The organism is Herbidospora sakaeratensis, assembly GCF_001570525.1.
GTDB classification, from domain to species: domain Bacteria; phylum Actinomycetota; class Actinomycetes; order Streptosporangiales; family Streptosporangiaceae; genus Herbidospora; species Herbidospora sakaeratensis.
Genome location: NZ_BBXC01000013.1, coordinates 197,209 through 212,838, shown reverse-complemented (window position 1 = coordinate 212,838; position 15,630 = coordinate 197,209). Strand labels below are relative to the sequence as shown.

16 protein-coding genes and 1 pseudogene are annotated in these 15,630 nt (G+C 68.9%); 10 read left to right on the top strand and 7 right to left on the bottom strand.

All coding sequences use genetic code 11. The annotated features are described in order from the left end of the window. Nucleotides 1-72: 72 nt before the first annotated feature. The 4 genes from AW271_RS22175 to AW271_RS22160 all read left to right on the top strand — a co-directional run bounded on the left by AW271_RS22175 (nucleotide 73) and on the right by AW271_RS22160 (nucleotide 3,601). On the top strand, nucleotides 73-951 hold the full coding sequence (locus AW271_RS22175; RefSeq protein ID WP_062339309.1) for an AraC family transcriptional regulator: 879 nt from the start codon (nucleotides 73-75) through the stop codon (nucleotides 949-951). A 22-nt stretch (nucleotides 952-973) separates the two neighbouring features. Beyond that, complete coding sequence (locus AW271_RS42470; protein WP_245653155.1) at nucleotides 974-1,423, top strand: SRPBCC family protein; 450 nt, start codon at nucleotides 974-976, stop codon at nucleotides 1,421-1,423. Further along, nucleotides 1,423-2,004 carry a DUF2306 domain-containing protein gene (locus AW271_RS22165; RefSeq protein WP_083977038.1) on the top strand — a complete coding sequence of 194 codons (582 nt, stop codon included), beginning with the start codon at nucleotides 1,423-1,425 and terminating at the stop codon, nucleotides 2,002-2,004. Before AW271_RS42470 ends, AW271_RS22165 begins: the two co-directional genes overlap by 1 nt. A gap of 190 nt (nucleotides 2,005-2,194) precedes the next feature. Then, nucleotides 2,195-3,601 carry a sensor histidine kinase gene (locus AW271_RS22160; protein WP_169806381.1) on the top strand — a complete coding sequence of 469 codons (1,407 nt, stop codon included), beginning with the start codon at nucleotides 2,195-2,197 and terminating at the stop codon, nucleotides 3,599-3,601. A gap of 1 nt (nucleotide 3,602) precedes the next feature. Here AW271_RS22160 and AW271_RS22155 read toward each other — a convergent pair whose 3' ends face one another. After that, nucleotides 3,603-4,340 (bottom strand): class I SAM-dependent methyltransferase, encoded by a 738-nt coding sequence (locus AW271_RS22155; protein WP_083977034.1) that lies wholly within the window; start codon nucleotides 4,338-4,340, stop codon nucleotides 3,603-3,605. 533 nt (nucleotides 4,341-4,873) lie between these two features. Here AW271_RS22155 and AW271_RS22150 point away from each other — a divergent pair. Together AW271_RS22150 and AW271_RS22145 are read left to right on the top strand one after the other, a co-directional pair. Next, entirely contained in the window at nucleotides 4,874-5,500 is a 627-nt protein-coding gene (locus AW271_RS22150; RefSeq protein WP_062339307.1) for a ClpP family protease, read from the top strand. Then, a complete protein-coding gene (locus AW271_RS22145) occupies nucleotides 5,497-6,093 on the top strand; it encodes a ClpP family protease (protein ID WP_062339306.1) in 597 nt (198 codons plus the stop codon). The genes AW271_RS22150 and AW271_RS22145 overlap by 4 nt, the downstream gene beginning before the upstream one ends. 29 nt (nucleotides 6,094-6,122) lie before the next feature. On the opposite strand, the gene AW271_RS22140 is transcribed toward AW271_RS22145, so the two are convergent. The 4 genes from AW271_RS22140 to AW271_RS22120 form a co-directional block, all read right to left on the bottom strand. After that, nucleotides 6,123-6,461, bottom strand: coding sequence for a helix-turn-helix domain-containing protein (locus AW271_RS22140; protein ID WP_062339305.1), 339 nt, complete (start codon nucleotides 6,459-6,461; stop codon nucleotides 6,123-6,125). Beyond that, nucleotides 6,428-7,438 carry an IS3 family transposase gene (locus AW271_RS39930; protein ID WP_169806380.1) on the bottom strand — a complete coding sequence of 337 codons (1,011 nt, stop codon included), beginning with the start codon at nucleotides 7,436-7,438 and terminating at the stop codon, nucleotides 6,428-6,430. The genes AW271_RS22140 and AW271_RS39930 overlap by 34 nt, the downstream gene beginning before the upstream one ends. Nucleotides 7,439-7,440: 2 nt before the next feature. Next, nucleotides 7,441-7,737: a transposase gene (locus tag AW271_RS22130; RefSeq protein WP_083977084.1), complete on the bottom strand. Its 297-nt coding sequence runs from the start codon at nucleotides 7,735-7,737 to the stop codon at nucleotides 7,441-7,443. Between the two features lie 1,583 nt (nucleotides 7,738-9,320). Further along, complete coding sequence (locus AW271_RS22120; RefSeq protein WP_062339302.1) at nucleotides 9,321-10,265, bottom strand: alpha/beta fold hydrolase; 945 nt, start codon at nucleotides 10,263-10,265, stop codon at nucleotides 9,321-9,323. Nucleotides 10,266-10,308: 43 nt separating this feature from the next. Between AW271_RS22120 and AW271_RS22115 the strand changes: the two genes are divergently transcribed. From AW271_RS22115 to AW271_RS43200, 3 genes and pseudogenes are all read left to right on the top strand, one after another. Next, the gene (locus AW271_RS22115) at nucleotides 10,309-11,322 is read left to right on the top strand and encodes a helix-turn-helix transcriptional regulator (RefSeq protein WP_245653154.1); all 1,014 of its coding nucleotides are present in this window, start codon (nucleotides 10,309-10,311) and stop codon (nucleotides 11,320-11,322) included. Between the two features lie 181 nt (nucleotides 11,323-11,503). Continuing rightward, nucleotides 11,504-12,033: pseudogene (locus AW271_RS43205) on the top strand (endo-1,4-beta-xylanase). Further along, nucleotides 11,978-12,337: a cellulose binding domain-containing protein gene (locus tag AW271_RS43200; protein WP_083977032.1), complete on the top strand. Its 360-nt coding sequence runs from the start codon at nucleotides 11,978-11,980 to the stop codon at nucleotides 12,335-12,337. The pseudogene AW271_RS43205 and the gene AW271_RS43200 overlap by 56 nt, the downstream one beginning before the upstream one ends. Here the strand turns inward: AW271_RS43200 and AW271_RS22100 are convergent. Beyond that, entirely contained in the window at nucleotides 12,318-13,109 is a 792-nt protein-coding gene (locus tag AW271_RS22100) for an FAD-dependent oxidoreductase (protein ID WP_062339299.1), read from the bottom strand. The two genes, AW271_RS43200 and AW271_RS22100, sit on opposite strands and share 20 nt — an antisense overlap. Nucleotides 13,110-13,311: 202 nt before the next feature. Between AW271_RS22100 and AW271_RS22095 the strand changes: the two genes are divergently transcribed. After that, nucleotides 13,312-14,739, top strand: coding sequence for a Tn3 family transposase (locus AW271_RS22095; RefSeq protein ID WP_062339298.1), 1,428 nt, complete (start codon nucleotides 13,312-13,314; stop codon nucleotides 14,737-14,739). 482 nt (nucleotides 14,740-15,221) lie between these two features. Here the strand turns inward: AW271_RS22095 and AW271_RS22090 are convergent, their stop codons facing one another. Further along, nucleotides 15,222-15,605 carry a YybH family protein gene (locus tag AW271_RS22090; RefSeq protein ID WP_062339297.1) on the bottom strand — a complete coding sequence of 128 codons (384 nt, stop codon included), beginning with the start codon at nucleotides 15,603-15,605 and terminating at the stop codon, nucleotides 15,222-15,224. Nucleotides 15,606-15,630 lie beyond the last annotated feature (25 nt).

Here is a 15,630-nt window from a genome sequence, read left to right as displayed (position 1 = left end):
CGGAACGTAACACCGTGAGCGCATCGAGCAACCCCTTCCAGAAGCCGGCGGGCCGCCGGTTAGGCTCGCCATGTGTTCGATTCGCCTGACTTCGACACCTCGTCGTATGCCGAGTTCGACACGGCGGCCTATGTGCGGCACACGTACAACAGCTGGGACGGCGCCGGTTGGCGGTCGCTGCTGGTGCAGAGCTTCGATCACGCGTCCCAGGCGGAGCAGCTCCCCATGCCCGCGGTGTGCGATCTGCACCTCGTGTTGTGCGTGGCGGGGAACGCGGACGTCCGGCTGCACGCGGGCGGCCGGCCCGTCGAGCGGCGGTGGGTCCCGGGGCACCTGGAGCTCATGGTGCCCGGGCGCGCGACCTCGTTCGACTACCGGTCGACGTCGCGGTTGCGGACCGTCCAGGTGCACGTCCCCTCGGCGGCGGTCCGCGAGGCCGCGGGGGCGCTGGGCGGGCGGGAGCCCGACTTCGAGGGGCTGGCCGCCGCCGTCGGGACGGGCGATCCGGTCGTCGAGCAGCTGCTCCGGGCGCTGCCGTGCAGCGGGGGCGCCGGTGATCTGTACGCGGAGTCGGCCGCGGCGTTCCTCGCGACCCATGTGCTGACTCTGGGCGGACATGCGCGGCTGCCCGGACCCGAGCACGCCGCCGTCAGAGCGGCCATCGCCATCATGCGTGATCGTCTCGCAGGCCCCTTGACGCTGGCCGTGATCGCCGCCGAGGTGCACTTGAGCGTGTACCACTTCGTCCGGGTCTTCCGGGAGGCGACCGGCGAGACGCCACACCGCCACCTCACCCGATTGCGGATCGAGCAGGCCCGCAGGTTGCTGACCACCACCCCGCTCAGCCTCGAACAGATCGCCCCACGCTGCGGATTCGCCTCCCCGGGCGCGTTGTCGTCGGCCTTCCTGCGCCAGATGGGGGTACGCCCGTCCGCGTACCGCAAGAACTGATCGATCAACCGCAATCGGCCGCATGTCCGGCCAGATCGGCAGCTCCTACGTTGGGGCGCATGCCCTATTCCTATGGCGTCACCGCACGTTCCCAGGCCCCTCCCGACGCCGTCTTCGCGGCGCTGGTCCACGCGGCCACCTGGCCCCGCTGGTCACCGACGACCGGCAGGATGCCGGCGACACCAGGATCCTCCGCACCGGCCGGAGCGTCTCCCGCGAGCGGATCGTCGAGCTGATCGACGACCGGCGGTTCGTCTACGACAACCTCGGCGGCCCCTTCCGCTCGTACCGGGGGACCGTCGATCTCGCCCCAGCATCCGGCGGGGGCACGCACATCACATGGTCTGCGGTCTTCGTGCCGAAGATCCCTTTCTTGGGTGGTTTCTGGACGTGGTACCTGACTCGCTTCATGCAACGCATGGCCGACGGCCTGGCCGCGTACACCGGAAGCGGTGGGCGGCATGGGGCCTGATGGCACTGTCCGCCGTCGGCTTCGCCGTCGCGTCGGTGCCGCCCTACTTGAGCGGGGACGCCGCCGATGCCCCGCTGCCGCTCAACCCGGACGTGGCGCTGCACTACCTGTCACTGGCGGTGCACGCCCTCCCCGGCGGCCTGGCCCTGGCGCTCGGGCCGCTGCAGTTCGTCGGCCGCCTCCGCGCCCGCCGGCCCAAACTGCACCGTGTCGTCGGCCGGGTGTACATGATCTCGGTCGTGATCGCGTCGATCGCGGCCGCCGTCAACGCCGCGATCACGATCAGCGGCTTCGCGGTTCAGGTCGCGTTCTTCATCCTGGTGGCGGCGTGGTTGTACACCGTCGCGATGGCCTACCGGTGCATCCGCCGGGGTGAGGCGCGGCTGCACCGGATCTGGATGATCCGCAACTACGCGCTGACGTTCGCGGCGGTCACCCTGCGCGTTTATCTGCTGCTCGGACTGCAGCTGTCGCCTTCGCTCGGGTTCGAGGCGATCTACACCTCGGCCGTGTGGGCGTCCATCCTGGGCAACGTCCTGGTGGCGGAATACATCGTCGTCCAGCGAGTGCCGGCTCGGTAAACGATTCCCCCTCCGCGCGAGCTTTACCTGCCATCGGGAAGTTTTGGCTGGTCAACGGGGTTCCTTGACCTGTGGAGGGAGGGGAGGATCGATGGGAAGATGGAAACGGTCGTCGTACCGCGCACGAAGGACCGTAGCCACAGGCGTACTCATGACGTTCATGTGCCTGGGGCTGAGTTTGCTCTTCTTGATGTACGTAGGCGGCAAGGAAAGTGACAACGCTCTGCAACGGGGCCTGTCCGCCTGGGGCGACGTCGAACCCCTGATCCAGCAGGAGCGCCTGCCTCCCGTCCTGCCGCATGAGCACGACGAGGTGATCCAGGTGCTGGATCCCCTGGACAAAGTGGCCGCGGCCAGCAGTCAGTTGATCGGCGCGCCCCCGATGGCGACCTTCCACCCCATGAACGGCAAACTGAGCGGCACCAGGATCTTGTGTCCCCCGGCGGGCTTGGCCGGCTGCAGCACCGTCACGTCGATCAACGTCGACCAGCCCGACGGCATCTGGTCCATCTACGTGGCGACCCCCACGGTCCCCTGGTACGGCAACACCACCGCGGTGTTGCTGGCGATCGGCACGTCCCTGCTGATGACGGCGGCGGTCACCGCCTGGGTGTTCCGCGACATCTCCAAGGCCGTGGAACCGGTCTCCGCGATCCAGCGGCAACTGGCCGACATCACCGCGACCCACCTCGAACGCCGCGTCCCCGTGCCCGACGCCTACAAGACCTACGAAGAGGTGACCGTCCTGGCCGAGACGGTGAACGACACCCTCGACCGGCTGGAGGCCGCCTACGAACGCCTGCGGCGCTTCACCTCCGACGCCTCCCACGACCTGCGCAGCCCGATCACCGCCATGCGCCTCCACCTGGACGAAGCCCTCGCCTACCCCAAGGACGCCGACTGGTCACAGGTCGCCACGAAGGTCATGGCGGGCGTCGACCGGCTCCAGGCGATCGTGACCGACCTGCTGGCCCTGGCCCGCCTCGACGCCGGCGCCCCCCTCAACGGCGAACCCACCGACCTGGGCGTGCTCGCCGCCGCCGAACTCGACCAGCGCACCCACGGCGCGACGATCGTCCGCCGCCTGGAGGACGGCGTGTGCGTCGACTGCGACCGCCTGCGCATCTCCCGGGTGCTGGTGAACCTCCTCGACAACGCCGAACGCCACGCCACCTCCCGGATCACCGTCACCGTCCGCGCCGAGGACGGCACCGCCGTCCTCGAGGTCCTGGACGACGGAGACGGCGTCGCCACCGCCGACCGCGAACGGGTCTTCGAACGCTTCACCCGCCTGGACGCGGCCCGCGACCGCGACTCGGGAGGCACGGGCCTCGGCCTGGCCATCGCCAGGGAGATCGCCCACGCCCACGGAGGCACGCTGACCATCGAGGACAGCGAACGGGGCGCACGGTTCGTGCTCCGTCTCCCCCAGTGCCCCGGGGCCCGCGAGACGTCCCTGCAGACCGTGCCGACGCCGGCGGACGGACCGAACCGGCATCCCTGGCCCGACTGGCTGCGGAGGGCGGTCATCATGAACGACCGGGGGCAGATCTCCAAAGGCGTGGCCAGTCAAGCCCGGCAGCAGAGCCGCTGGTGATCTAGGCGATGAGCAGGCGCAGGCCGAGCTCGGCGGCGTCGAGACCGGAGAGGTCGCGGTTGCGGTCGGCCCATCGGCCGGAGGCGAGGTCGTCGCGGAGGGTGTCGACCACACGGCGCTCGGCCTCCGGGCCGACCCTGGCCCAGATCGACATGCCGCCGCGGACCTGCGCGTCCAGGTATGCCTCGGGGCGTCGCCAGAAGGCGTGGTAGAAACCGTCGGCGCAGTCCCACGGGACGAGCACCGGTTCGATCCGGGCTCCGATCGCTCCGGCCAGCTCACTCAGCGAAGGCCGGTCTGCCCACAGGCCGGCGAACTCCGGCAGGTAGTCGCGATTCAGCCAGAACAGGTCGGCGGCTCGGGCGTCGCAGGTGAACACGACCACCCGGCGGGCGACCCGCCGCATCTCCCGCAGACCCGCGATCGGATCCCCCCAGTGATCGATTGTGGCGAACGCCATCGCGGCGTCGAACGATCGGTCCTCGAACGGGAGATCCTCCGCGCTTCCCTCGACGCACGGCGCCGCACCGGCTGGGCGCTGGGCCCGCATGACCGCCGACGGCTCCACCGCCGTCACTTCAAGGGCCGGAGGCTCGTAGGAACCAGTGCCGGCCCCGACGTTCAGCACGGTCCGCGCCTCGCCGAGTGCGGCCCAGATCTGCCGGGCGATACGCGGGTCGGTGCGCCGTGTCAGGGTGTAGGTGGTTCCGATGGTGTCGTACAAGTGTCCGCTGGACATCAGACCGCCTCTGTCCCTGGCGGCAGACCATGCGTCAGCCGCCACCCGACACCATGTTTTCCCAAGCCCACCGGCGAACTCACTCGGCCGCTCATCATCATCGAGGCTCAGGCTTCTTCGCCCTCATGGGCGTTGGTGGCCACCACCCGGATAGCGGCTGTGCGTGCGGCCCTCATCGCCCTCATGGGCGTTACTCGGATAGCGGCGGTGGGCGCGGTCCGCTTCATTCGAGCGGTCCGCTTCATTCGATAGGTCGTCGCGGTTGCGTCGCAGGCGGCTCGGGCGTCTCCTGACCTGCGCCTGTTCCGAGTTCCGATGATCGCGTTGGCACACGGTGCCCGCCACCGTGCCGTGCAGCTGCGCGACGATGACGGCGGGGTATCGGGGCGGAATACCGGTACACCGGCGCAGGCTCGGTGCCTGCCGCGTCCGCGCACCGCAGGTCATCAACGATCAGGCCACGCTGCTCTGAGCGGATCCGCCGCAGGCGGATCGGGTCGATATCGCGGCGGGCGGCCTCACATGATGGACGCATGAGCGATGAATCGAAATCCCCTTTGTTCGACGTGCATGTGCGGCGTCGGCTTTACGAGCAGCGAACGCTCGTTCTCGACGGCCCTCTCGACGACGACAACGGCACTCTTCTCACCACGCAATTGATAACCCTCGCGACCCAGGATCCCTCGGCCGACATCGCATTGTGGATCCATTCCCCGGGTGGTTCCGTGCCGTCGATGCTGGCGATCCGTGACGTCATGCGGCTGATTCCGTGTGACGTGTCGACGCTGGTGCTCGGCATCGCCTACAGCGCCGGCCAGTTCCTGCTCTCCTCGGGCGCCCGGGGCAAACGCCGCGCGCTGCCCCACGCCCGGGTGCTGATGCACCAAGGCTCGGCCGGAATCGGCGGCACCGCCGTCGACATCGAACTGCAGGCCAGCGACCTGCGGCACACCCGCGACACGGTGCTCGGCCTCATCGCCGAAGACACCGGCCAGCCCGTGGAGCGCATCTTCGACGACTCCCTGCACGACCGCTGGTACACCGCACAGGAAGCGCTCGACTACGGCTTCATCGATTCGATCGTCAGCGATTTCGGCGAGATCGCGCCACTCGCCACCCATCGGCTCGGTTTCGGCGTCACCGAAGGAGCGGCCCGATGAGCACTTACACGATCCCCAACGTCATCGCCCGCAATTCACGCGGCGAACGTATTCTCGACGTCTATTCACATCTGCTCACCGAACGAATCGTCTATCTCGGCACCGCGATCGACGCGGGCGTCGCGAACGCGCTCATCGCGCAGCTGATTTTCCTGGAGTCCGACAATCCCGACGCCGAAATCCAGTTCTACATCAACTGCGAAGGCGGCGACCCGAGCGCCATGCTCGCCATCTACGACACGATGCGCTACATCCGCCCGAAGGTCGCCACCACCTGCATCGGCCAGGCCATCGCGGTGGGCGCGGTGCTCCTGGCGGCCGGCGCCGAAGGCAAACGGGCCGCCCTCCCCCACGCACGGGTGGTCCTGCACCAGCCGGCCGCCCAGGGACGCGGCGCGATCCCCGACCTCATCCTGCAGGCCGACGAGGTCGTGCGAGTCCGGGCCGACATCGAGCGCATCCTGTCGCGTCACACCGGCCAGACCGTCGAGACCCTGCGCGCCGACACCGACCGCGACCGCGTGTTCACCGCGACGGCGGCGATGGAATACGGGCTCCTCGACCAGATCATCGAGGAGAACGCACGTAACTGATCGCAGCGAACGCCGGGGCCGGGGCCGCGTTAGGCGGCCAGCAGCGTGACCCCCGCCGACGCGCCACCACCCTGCGCCGCCCGCAGGTTCTCGGTCACCGCGAAGGTCAGATCGACCAACGTGACCTCCAGCGCCCCGGCGACCGCGGCGATCATCTCGCTCGACGGCTCCTTGACGCCCCGCTCCATCTCGGAGAGGTACTGCGGCGATACCCCGGCACGGCGCGCGGTATCGGCCAGCTTCTCCCCACGCTCGTGGCGGATCTCCCGCAGGCACTCACCGAGCGCCTCGCGCCACAGCGGCTCCCGCGCGGGCTCCGGCTCGCTTCGATCGCTCAGTCGCCGCAGCGGCGTAACAGAGGAGGCCATGCCTCACCATAAACAGCCACCGAGCCGAGGTCCCGACCTCTTCGCGCACAGCACAACCGGGAACGTGATGAGCTTGTTCCGCTTTGACGGACACCGTCGTTGTGGTGGTCAGGCCGCGAGAGTTTCCTCGTAAGCGGCGGGGCTAACGTAGCCGAGCCTGCTGTGCAGGCGACGCAGGTTGTACCAGCTCTCGATGAACTCGAAGATCGCGCTGTGGGGGCGGCTGCTCGGGTGGGCCATCGGCGTTCGTCCAGGAGTTCGCCCTTGATCGTGGCGAAGAACGACTCGGCCAGGGCGTTGTCCCAGCATTGGCCCGTCCGGCCGACCGACAGCCAGACATCAAGCCGTTGTGCCAGCTGAGCGTAGGCGGCGCTGGTGTACTGGCAGCCGCGGTCGGAGTGGAAGATCACCGGCGTCGCGGGACGGCGGGTGTGCCACGCCTGCTGCAGGGCGTCGGCGACGAGTTCGGTGCGCAGATGGTCGGCGGTGGCCCAGCCGACCACCCGCCGGGAGGCGATGTCGATGACCGTGGCCAGGTACAACCAGCCCTCATCGGTGGCAACATACGTGATGTCGCCACACCGGCGGGTGTCGATCCCTCCCGCGTCGGGATGGAAGTCCCGCCCGATCAGGTCGGGCCACCCGCCCGCATCCGGGGCGGGGATCGTGGTGATCTGCCGGCGGTGCCGGTGCCTGCCCTGTAATCCCAGCACGCGCATCAGCCGGGCCACCCGGCGCCGGCCGCACGGCTCTCCCTCCCGCCGCAGGGCCACGTGGATGCGTGGCGCTCCATAGGTGCCCCGCGAATCGCGGTGGACGACGCCGATGCGACCGCTCAACTCCTGATCACGGACAGCGCGGGGGCCCGGAACGGCGATGCGGCGTGCGTAGAAGGCGGTGCGGGAGACCTTCAGCAGCTCACACGTCCGCTTGACGTTGCGTCCGCCGCGCTTCTCCGCCTCGATGAACGGGTCCACGTTCACCGGGTCTCCTTCGCAAAGAAAGCCGTGGCCCGCTTGAGGATGTCAAAGTCCTCGCGCAACCGGCGGTTCTCCCGCCGCAACGCGGCCAGCTCCTCCCGCTCGGCGCTGGTCAGCCCTTCCCGACTGCCGGCGTCGACCTCGGCCTGGCGGACCCAGGCCCGCACCGCGGTCTCGGTCAGTTCGAAATCCTTGGCCACCTGGCCGACCGAGCGGTCACCTCGCCGGCACAGCTCGACGATTTCGGCCTTGAACTCCGGCGTGAACGAGCGGCGAGGACGTTTCTTCTTCCCCATGCTCTCCATGATGGACATCCTTCCGGGGACGAACCCCTGATCTCAGATGTCCGTCACACCGGATCAAGCCCAGTGATCGTCAACGAGCCTGGCGTGTTATGGCCACAAATGGCCGACGCTGATGGTTCGCACTCCATCAGTACTGGCAACACTGGGATTGGTCGATGAGCCCCCTAACGGCGGGCCCGGGATGCTGTGCACGGGTGGGGCATCCAGGACCAGCCGAGAGACGCAAGCGACCGATTTCCGTCCCGGCCCGTCTGCCCTTAAGGCCCTCTGACCGTATGGCCCTTCGGAGCACGGACCATCGGAGCACGGACCATCGGAGCACGGACCATCGGAGCACGGACCATCGGAGCACGGACCATCGGCTCCGGCGGTCCAGCGGAGCAGCGGAGCAGCGGAACGGCGTGGCCCAGGAGGTGCTGCGCATGCCCGAACTGCGCTCGCCGAACAGATCGGCCAGGCTGCTCGGGCTATGGGCGATCACGGAGGTCGGTGCCGACAACGCGACCGACGATGCCCCAGCGACGCCTACCTGACCGAGACCAGTCACGGTGACTTCGGCATGAGCAGCTTCTCCGGCCACCCGGCTCCGCCCGGAGCAAACCGTTCATCGTCGTTGAGGCTTATTGGAGGTAAAAACTATCTAGCATTGACCCGACACCTTTACAAAGTAAGTCTCAGCGAAAATTCTCCGTCATGCCGAGCTCCACCTCGCCCATCGTCACCCGCAGGTCCGCCGGCGCCTGCAGCTCGATTGCGCGACCGGGCGCAGCAGCGTCCACCGCGCCGTTCAGGACTGCCCTGGTGTCGTTGGCCCAGCCGAGCTTGCCGAACGGCTCCCGCGTGGCCGCCGCCGTCGACGACAGCGGGTTCCAGTCGGCGATGACGCCCAGCCAACCCGTCCATCGGGATCTCCAGCACCGCCCAACCCGGGCGGCGCTGGATCCGCTTGGCGATCTGGCCCACCGGGGAGCGGTCGGTCTACCGCCCCGACTGGCTGACCGCTTTGGCCCCGGTCGACCACCGCTGGGGCTGTCGAACCGAGCTGATGCTCAGCGCCTAAGGGAGGTGACGTCACCGACGGCAAATGGTCTCGTTCCGGCGGCGCTTTCGGCCTTGACGACATTGCCGATGGCCCGTGCCTACCCGCGTGGCTGGGCTACACGTGGCGGCCAGGCGGTGGCAACCAAGGCTGTTTAGAGGCAAGAAGCGGCGGAGGTGGATGCCGGCTTGGGGATCATCGGCACAGCGGTTGGCGCCGAGTGTGATCGAGCTTAGGTGCGATCGAGGTGACGCTGTTCATCACGTCTTCGTTCCACGATGTGGAGAGTCGACCGAGCGGGCCACGGTGACTCGATGATTCATGATGCACTCAGCGCCGGGAACTGAAGGGGGCGCCTCTCAGTGCTTATTCGGGATGGGCTTCGACGGGCTAACGCGAACAGGTCGAAGGAATGCCCTCCGACCCGTTCTTCACACGCAGACGCTGAAATATCGAGCCCCGGTCGAAGAAGCGATTCACGCACTGACCACCGAACGCGAAGCGCGTCGGGTGGCCCAGACCGGGTCACGAGTCGCTAGATGGTGTCCTGCTGTTCCAGCCATTTGAGAATCGCCTGGTTGGCTTCTTCGGGCTCCTCTTGCTGGATCCAGTGACCGCAATCCAGATTGACCACTTCCACATTGGGCACGAACTCGGCCAGTCGTTCAGACTTCGAGACAGCATCTCGGTCGCCGTAGATCATGAGTGCGGGCTGTCGGATGATCGGGTCCACGTCCGCCAGCAAGTCCCAGTTGCGGTCGAGGTTTCGGTACCAATTTATGGTGCCCGTGAACCCTGTCGATTCGAAAGCCGACACCAGAACCGCCAGTTCGTCGTCGCTCATGATGGGCTCGCCGAGGGGCGTCTCCGCTCGGGCGAGATCGATCAACGCCATACCCGGCCGGAACTCTCTGGGGGGCTCGTTCTTCCGGTAGAGGTTGCGGAGGAACTGGAAGGTGTTGGCTTCGAACACGGCGTCCGCGACGCCTGGTTGTCGATTGAAATGGACGAGGTGGAGGTCGCCGCCGAACACCTCTTCCAGGAACTCGACCCAGGGCTTTTCTCCGCGCTCCTGGTAGGGCAGGCTCAGGTTGATCACTTTGTTCACGCGGCTCGGATGCAGCAGGGCCAGGCTCCAGACGACGTTCGCACCCCAATCGTGGCCGACGAAAGTGGCGTCTTCGTATCCGTAGTGATCGAGGAGGGCGATGAGATCACCCGTCAGGTGTTCGATGTCATATTCGCTCACTTCGGTCGGGCGGGATGAGTTCCCATAACCTCGCTGGTTCGGAACGATGACGTGGTAGCCCGCTGCCGCTAGGGCGGGCATCTGATGGCGCCAGGAGAAGGCGTGCTCCGGCCAGCCGTGACAGAGCACAATGGGTTTCCCCGCATTCTGTCGGCCTGCTTCGAAGACTTCGAGTTCCACCCCGTTCACCGGAACAAGGGTGGGTTTGGGGAAATCGGCCGGATCGAACATCACGTTTCCTCGCTGTGTTGCCGCAGGGGCGGTCCCTTGCGGTGTGGTCGCCATCTTGCCGACCGAAACCGGTCACCCCATGACCGGTTTGAGTGGCAACGTTGGCGGCGTGCGAACCGACCGGCTGGTGGCCATCCTTCTCCTGCTGCAACGGCGCGAACAGGTGACGGCGGCAGAGGTCTCCCGAGAGCTGGAGGTCTCCGAGCGCACCGCGCGCCGTGACCTCGACGCCCTGGCCATGGCCGGGGTGCCCGTCTACTCCATGCAGGGCCGAGGCGGTGGTTGGCGTCTCGTGGGGGGTGCCCGCACCGATCTATCCGGGTTGACGGAGAGTGAGGTCCGCGCGCTGTTCCTGGTGGCCGGACCGGCTTCGGCTGCGACGCCGGCCGTGAAGGCGGCGCTGCGCAAGCTCGTCCAGGCCCTGCCGGAGCCTTTTCGGGTGCAGGCCGAAGCGGCAGCCTCCTCGCTGGTCATGGACCCGGGACGGTGGGGGTCTGGCCGGTTCGAGGCCCGACCGCCCCGGTTCCTCGACGAACTCCAGAACGCGGTGATCCGCGGGGTTCAGGTGCGGCTCGGCTACGTCGACAGCACCGGCGTCGAAACCGAGAGGACCGTGCACCCGCTGGGCATCGTCGCCAAAGGTCCGTCCTGGTACCTCGTCTCCCACACCGAGACCGGTCGGCGGACCTTCCGGATCGACCGCGTCTCGTCCACCGAGCCGACCGGCGATCCCGTGCACCGGCCTGCGGACTTCGACCTGGCCGCGAGCTGGCGCGAGATCGCCGACGAGATCGACCGTAAGCGATCGCCCCTTGAGATTCAGGCGCTGTGTACGCCTGACTGGATAGGCCGGCTCCGGATGATGCTCGGCGGACGGCTTGAGGTGGGAGGTCCCACGAGCGACGGCCGCATCGAGGTCGTGATCCGGGGCTACAACGAGTACGCGCTGGCCGGCGAGCTGGCCGGACTGGTCGAATGGCTCGAGGTGATCGGCCCTCCCGGGGTGCGAGACCACCTGGTCTCGATCGGCAACGCGCTCGTCGAGCGATACGGCTGAGGCCCTCTCGCACCGGGCCAGGTGAACGCGTGAATTGGGCGGGGCAAAGCAGGCATTCCATAGCGATTCGGATCCACCAGCCGCCGGTGTAGCACCTCGATCGCCTGCCGCCGAGGATCTCGGCCGCGCGGCGCAGCCGAACTGGTTGCAGGCGCTCTCCGGCAGTGCCCTGCGGCAGGCGATGATCGACCACCTCAACGGCGTCATGGGCCACTACCAAGGCAAGATCTACGCCTGGGACGTCGTCAACGAGGCCTACGCCGACTCCGGCGCGCGGCGGGACTCCAACTTCCAGCGGACCGGTGACGACTGGATCGAGGTGGCCTTCCGCACCGCGCGGGCCGCCGACCCGGCCGCCAAGCTCTGCTACAACGACTACGCCATCGAAGACGCAGGCCGTCCACGCCATGGTGCGCGACTTCAAGCAGCGTGGCGTGCCGATCGACTGCGTCGGCCTCCCGGCCCACTTCACCAGAGGCAGCCTCTACAACGCCGACTTCCGGACCACGATCTCCAGATTCGCCGCCCTCGGCGTCGACGTGCAAGGGCGCTCCCCCGCAGACCTACGCCGCCGTGGTGGACGACTGCCTCGCGGTGGCCCGCTGCACCGGCATCACGGTGTGGGGCGTGCGCGACCGGGACTCCTGGCGGCCGGGTGACAACCCGCTGCTGTTCAGCGGCGGCGACAAGAAGCCGGCCTCACCGCCCTGAACACGGTCTCGCCGTCCCCGGTCCCGGGCAGGTGCACGGCGACGATCGCGACGACGGCCAGCTGACCGTGCGGTGGACCTGGCCCGGGAGCCAGACCATCACGAGCCTGTGGAACGGACGCCGGAGCGTGTCCGGTTCCGGCGTCACCGTGGTCAATGCCCCCTCCAACGGCTCCATCTCCGCCAGCGGCTCCAGAAACTTCGGATTCACCGCAAACGGCACCGTGGCCACCCCCACCGCCACTTGCACGACTCGGGGCTCGTCGGGGCGATCCCGTGGAGAAGTCAATCGCCCGTCCAGGTGAAGGCGCGGCCGAGTCGGGCGGCGGCCGCGAGCGTCGGGAGCGCGATGCGGGCGGCCCGGGTGCCCGCCGGGGTGGCGAGCCGTTCGATCCAGCGCAACGGCTGGAGCGACGTGCGCACGGCCTCCCCCGCGTAGGCGGCCATGCGTCGCTGGTAGCGGTGCACCGCCAGCGGGATCGTGGACGTCCCGGCCTGGACGAGCGCCAGTTCCTCCGCGAGCAGGTCGGCGTCGCGGATCGCCGTCGCCGCGGCCATGCCTCCCGTGGGCGGCATCGCGTGCACGGCGTCGCCCAGCGCGGTCACGGCGCCGGCCGGCCACGGCGTGAAGTCGGCGTCGGGGTCGGCCGCGTGGAAGCCGAAGAAGGCTGCCGAAGCGGGATCGGCCGCGTCGACCAGGGCGCGGACGTCCGCGTCCCACCCGCGCAGCAGGTCGCCGGTGAGGCCGATCAGCGCGGTGGCGTCGAGTTCCCGAGGGCCGTCGGGGTAGGCCCCGTCGGGGGCCAGCACACCCCAGACCAGCGACGGCGGCTCGATGATCGCCGGGACCTCGGTGCAGGACGAAGGGTCGACCTCGGTGCCCGATTCGGGGTCGTGGACGGTGAGGAACAACCCCACGCCGCCGGGGCCGAACGCCAGGGCGGGGCCGGGCGTCAGCAGCGCGGGGACCAGCGGCCGGGTGACGGCGGTCAACGGGGTGCGGCCGGCGATGCCGCTCACCCCGGCCGGGGTGGACGTCGGCCGTCCGGCCAGCGCCGATGCGACGCGCGAGCCCACGCCGTCGGCGCCGACCAGCAGGTCGCCCCGTTCGGCGCCGCCGTCGGCGAAGTGGGCGGTGACGGTGCCGTCGGGGTGCCGGGGAGGAGAGCTACATCCTCAAGGTCCGCGTCGGCTCGCCGCGTGACCTCGAGGACGAGCACTACGCCGAGTTGCGCAAGCCGCGCGATCCGAGGCGTTCTGCCGGGCGCTGCGCCAGGAGGTGAGCGACGCCCTGGCCGAGCTCGACCATATGCTGCCGACGCTGTCGTGGGTGCAGATCGCCGACCGGAAGGGCGGCGCGATCAAGCTGTCCCCGATCGAAACCGCCCCCGAGCCGCGTAACCTGCGCCGGATCAAGAACGAGGTCGCCCGCCGGTGGAGCGCGGTCCCGCTCATCGATGTGCTGAAGGAGGCGATCTTGCGGACCGGCTGCCTGGAGAAGGTGGCCTCGCTGACCGGGGGCGGCCACCTGGAGGGGCAGGTGCTGGCCGAGCGTCTGATGCTGCTGATCTACGCCTACGGCACCAACTGCGGGATCCGGTCGGTCACCTCCGGCGCGCACCCGCACACCGAGGAGGAGCTGCGGTATGTGCGCCGCCGCTATCTGAGCGCGGAGGTGGCGCGGATGGTCGCGGTCGAGATCGCCAACGCCACCTTCGCGGTGCGCGATGCCGGATTGTGGGGTGCCGGGTCGACGGCGGTGGCCTCCGACTCCACCCATTTCCGGGCCTGGGATCAGAACCTGTTCACCGAGTGGCACTCGCGCTACGGCGGCCGCGGCGTGCTGGTCTACTGGCACGTCGAGCGCGGGTCGGTGGTGGTGCACTCCCAGACGCTGAAGGCCTCGGCCTCAGAGGTGGCCGCCATGGTGGAGGGCGCCATCAGGCACGGCACCACCATGAAGGTGGAGGGCAACTACGTCGACTCCCACGGCCAGTCGGAGATCGGGTTCGGCATCACCCGGCTGCTGAACGTCGACCTGCTCCCGCGCATCAAGCAGATCAACCACGTACGGCTGTACCAGGCCGAGCCGGGGGACGCTGCCCGGTACGGGCGGGTGGCGCCGGCGCTGACCCGGCCGGTGCGCTGGGACCTGATCGCCACCAACGACGACCAGGTGATCAAGTACGCCACCGCGATCCGGACCGGCACCGCCTCCACCGAGGCGATCTTGTCGCGGTTCACCCGCTCGGCCTCGCACCCGGCCTACCAGGCGATGCTGGAGATCGGCCGCGCCCAGCGCACCGTCTTCGTGGCCCGCTACCTGCGCGATCGCGACCTGCGGCGGCAGATCGAGGAAGGCCTGAACGTGGTGGAGGCATGGAACGGCGCCAACGCGGTCATCTGCTACGGACGCGGCGGGGAGATCTCCACCAACCGGCGCGAGGAGGTGGAGATGACCGCGCTGGATCCTCCAGGCGGCGCTGGTGTTCGTCAACACCCTCATGCTGCAGGACGTCCTGGCCGACGAGCAGTGGGCGGGCCTGCTCACCCCGGCCGACCGGCGCGGCCTGACCCCACTGTTCTGGCAGCACGTCCGCCCCTACGGCGAGGTCAGGCTGAACACGGCCGTCCGGCTGCCGATCACCGACCCCGCTGGCGCGCCGCGCTGAGAAGCCGCCGGTCGGCTCGCCACCCGCGAGGATGACGGCCAAGGGCACATCACCTGGTGAAGAACGCGGCGTGAAGAACGCGGCCCGGTTGCCCGGCGTTTCCTGCCAAGATCCTCAACTTGACGACCGGCTCCGTGAGGCCTCTCGCCGGCACGGCACGGTCCTGGCGGACACCTTCCCCTACCCCGTTCCCCTGCCCTGTCTCCACCGACGCCAGGTTGTGGAGCCGCGACCGGCTCCACGCCGCTCCCCTGGGCCACGAACGCATCGCCGCCGCGGCCGCCCACGCCTTGGACGTGCCCGGCAGCGACCTCACCCGGACCGACGAACTCCCCGGGTCCGCCACCCGAACGCCCTGCTCCCCACCGGGGCCGAGATGGGCTGGGGCACCGCCTTCCTCGGCCCCTGGCGGATCCGCCGTATCCGGGGCCGATCGAGCGGCGACGGCCGGACGGCCAAACGCCCGGCCCTGCTCCCGGTCATCCCCCGGCCGTGACGACCGCCCGGCGGGCCCGGCTCAGTGCGGGGCCGGGATCAGCGACACGTGGTAATGACCGATGAGCCACTGCTGGCCGGTGCGTTCGAGCACCATGGTCACGTGCCGGTGGACGGTCGGAGTGTGGCCGGGGAACTCGAAGTGCGCGGTCGCGTAACCGACGATCACATTGTCCGCCGAGCGGCGGGCGTCGATGATCTCGTACTCGACCCCGGTCAGCGGCTCGGGGTCGTAGTAGGCCACTACGGCGTCGCGTCCTCGCACGGGGTCGGGGTGGCCGCCCTGGAAGATGGCGTCTTCGGCGAAGGCCGACCCGATCTCGGTGGTGTCGTGCACGTCGATGCCGTGTTTCCAGGTGTCGAGGACGCTCGCGAAGATCTCCTCGTCGCTCTTCTCGCCTGCCATGTTCCCGCTCCTTTTCGCTCGGTCG

Excerpts from the sequence above, each read along its gene's own strand:
- AW271_RS42470 (WP_245653155.1), top strand. The coding sequence starts at position 974 with ATGTCCGGCCAGATCGGCAGCTCCTACGTTGGGGCGCATGCCCTATTC.
- AW271_RS22165 (WP_083977038.1), top strand. The coding sequence starts at position 1,423 with ATGGCACTGTCCGCCGTCGGCTTCGCCGTCGCGTCGGTGCCGCCCTAC.
- AW271_RS22160 (WP_169806381.1), top strand. The coding sequence starts at position 2,195 with ATGTACGTAGGCGGCAAGGAAAGTGACAACGCTCTGCAACGGGGCCTG.
- AW271_RS22155 (WP_083977034.1), bottom strand. The coding sequence starts at position 4,340 with ATGTCCAGCGGACACTTGTACGACACCATCGGAACCACCTACACCCTG.
- AW271_RS22150 (WP_062339307.1), top strand. The coding sequence starts at position 4,874 with ATGAGCGATGAATCGAAATCCCCTTTGTTCGACGTGCATGTGCGGCGT.
- AW271_RS22145 (WP_062339306.1), top strand. The coding sequence starts at position 5,497 with ATGAGCACTTACACGATCCCCAACGTCATCGCCCGCAATTCACGCGGC.
- AW271_RS22140 (WP_062339305.1), bottom strand. The coding sequence starts at position 6,461 with ATGGCCTCCTCTGTTACGCCGCTGCGGCGACTGAGCGATCGAAGCGAG.
- AW271_RS22130 (WP_083977084.1), bottom strand. The coding sequence starts at position 7,737 with ATGGGGAAGAAGAAACGTCCTCGCCGCTCGTTCACGCCGGAGTTCAAG.
- AW271_RS22120 (WP_062339302.1), bottom strand. The coding sequence starts at position 10,265 with ATGTTCGATCCGGCCGATTTCCCCAAACCCACCCTTGTTCCGGTGAAC.
- AW271_RS22090 (WP_062339297.1), bottom strand. The coding sequence starts at position 15,605 with ATGGCAGGCGAGAAGAGCGACGAGGAGATCTTCGCGAGCGTCCTCGAC.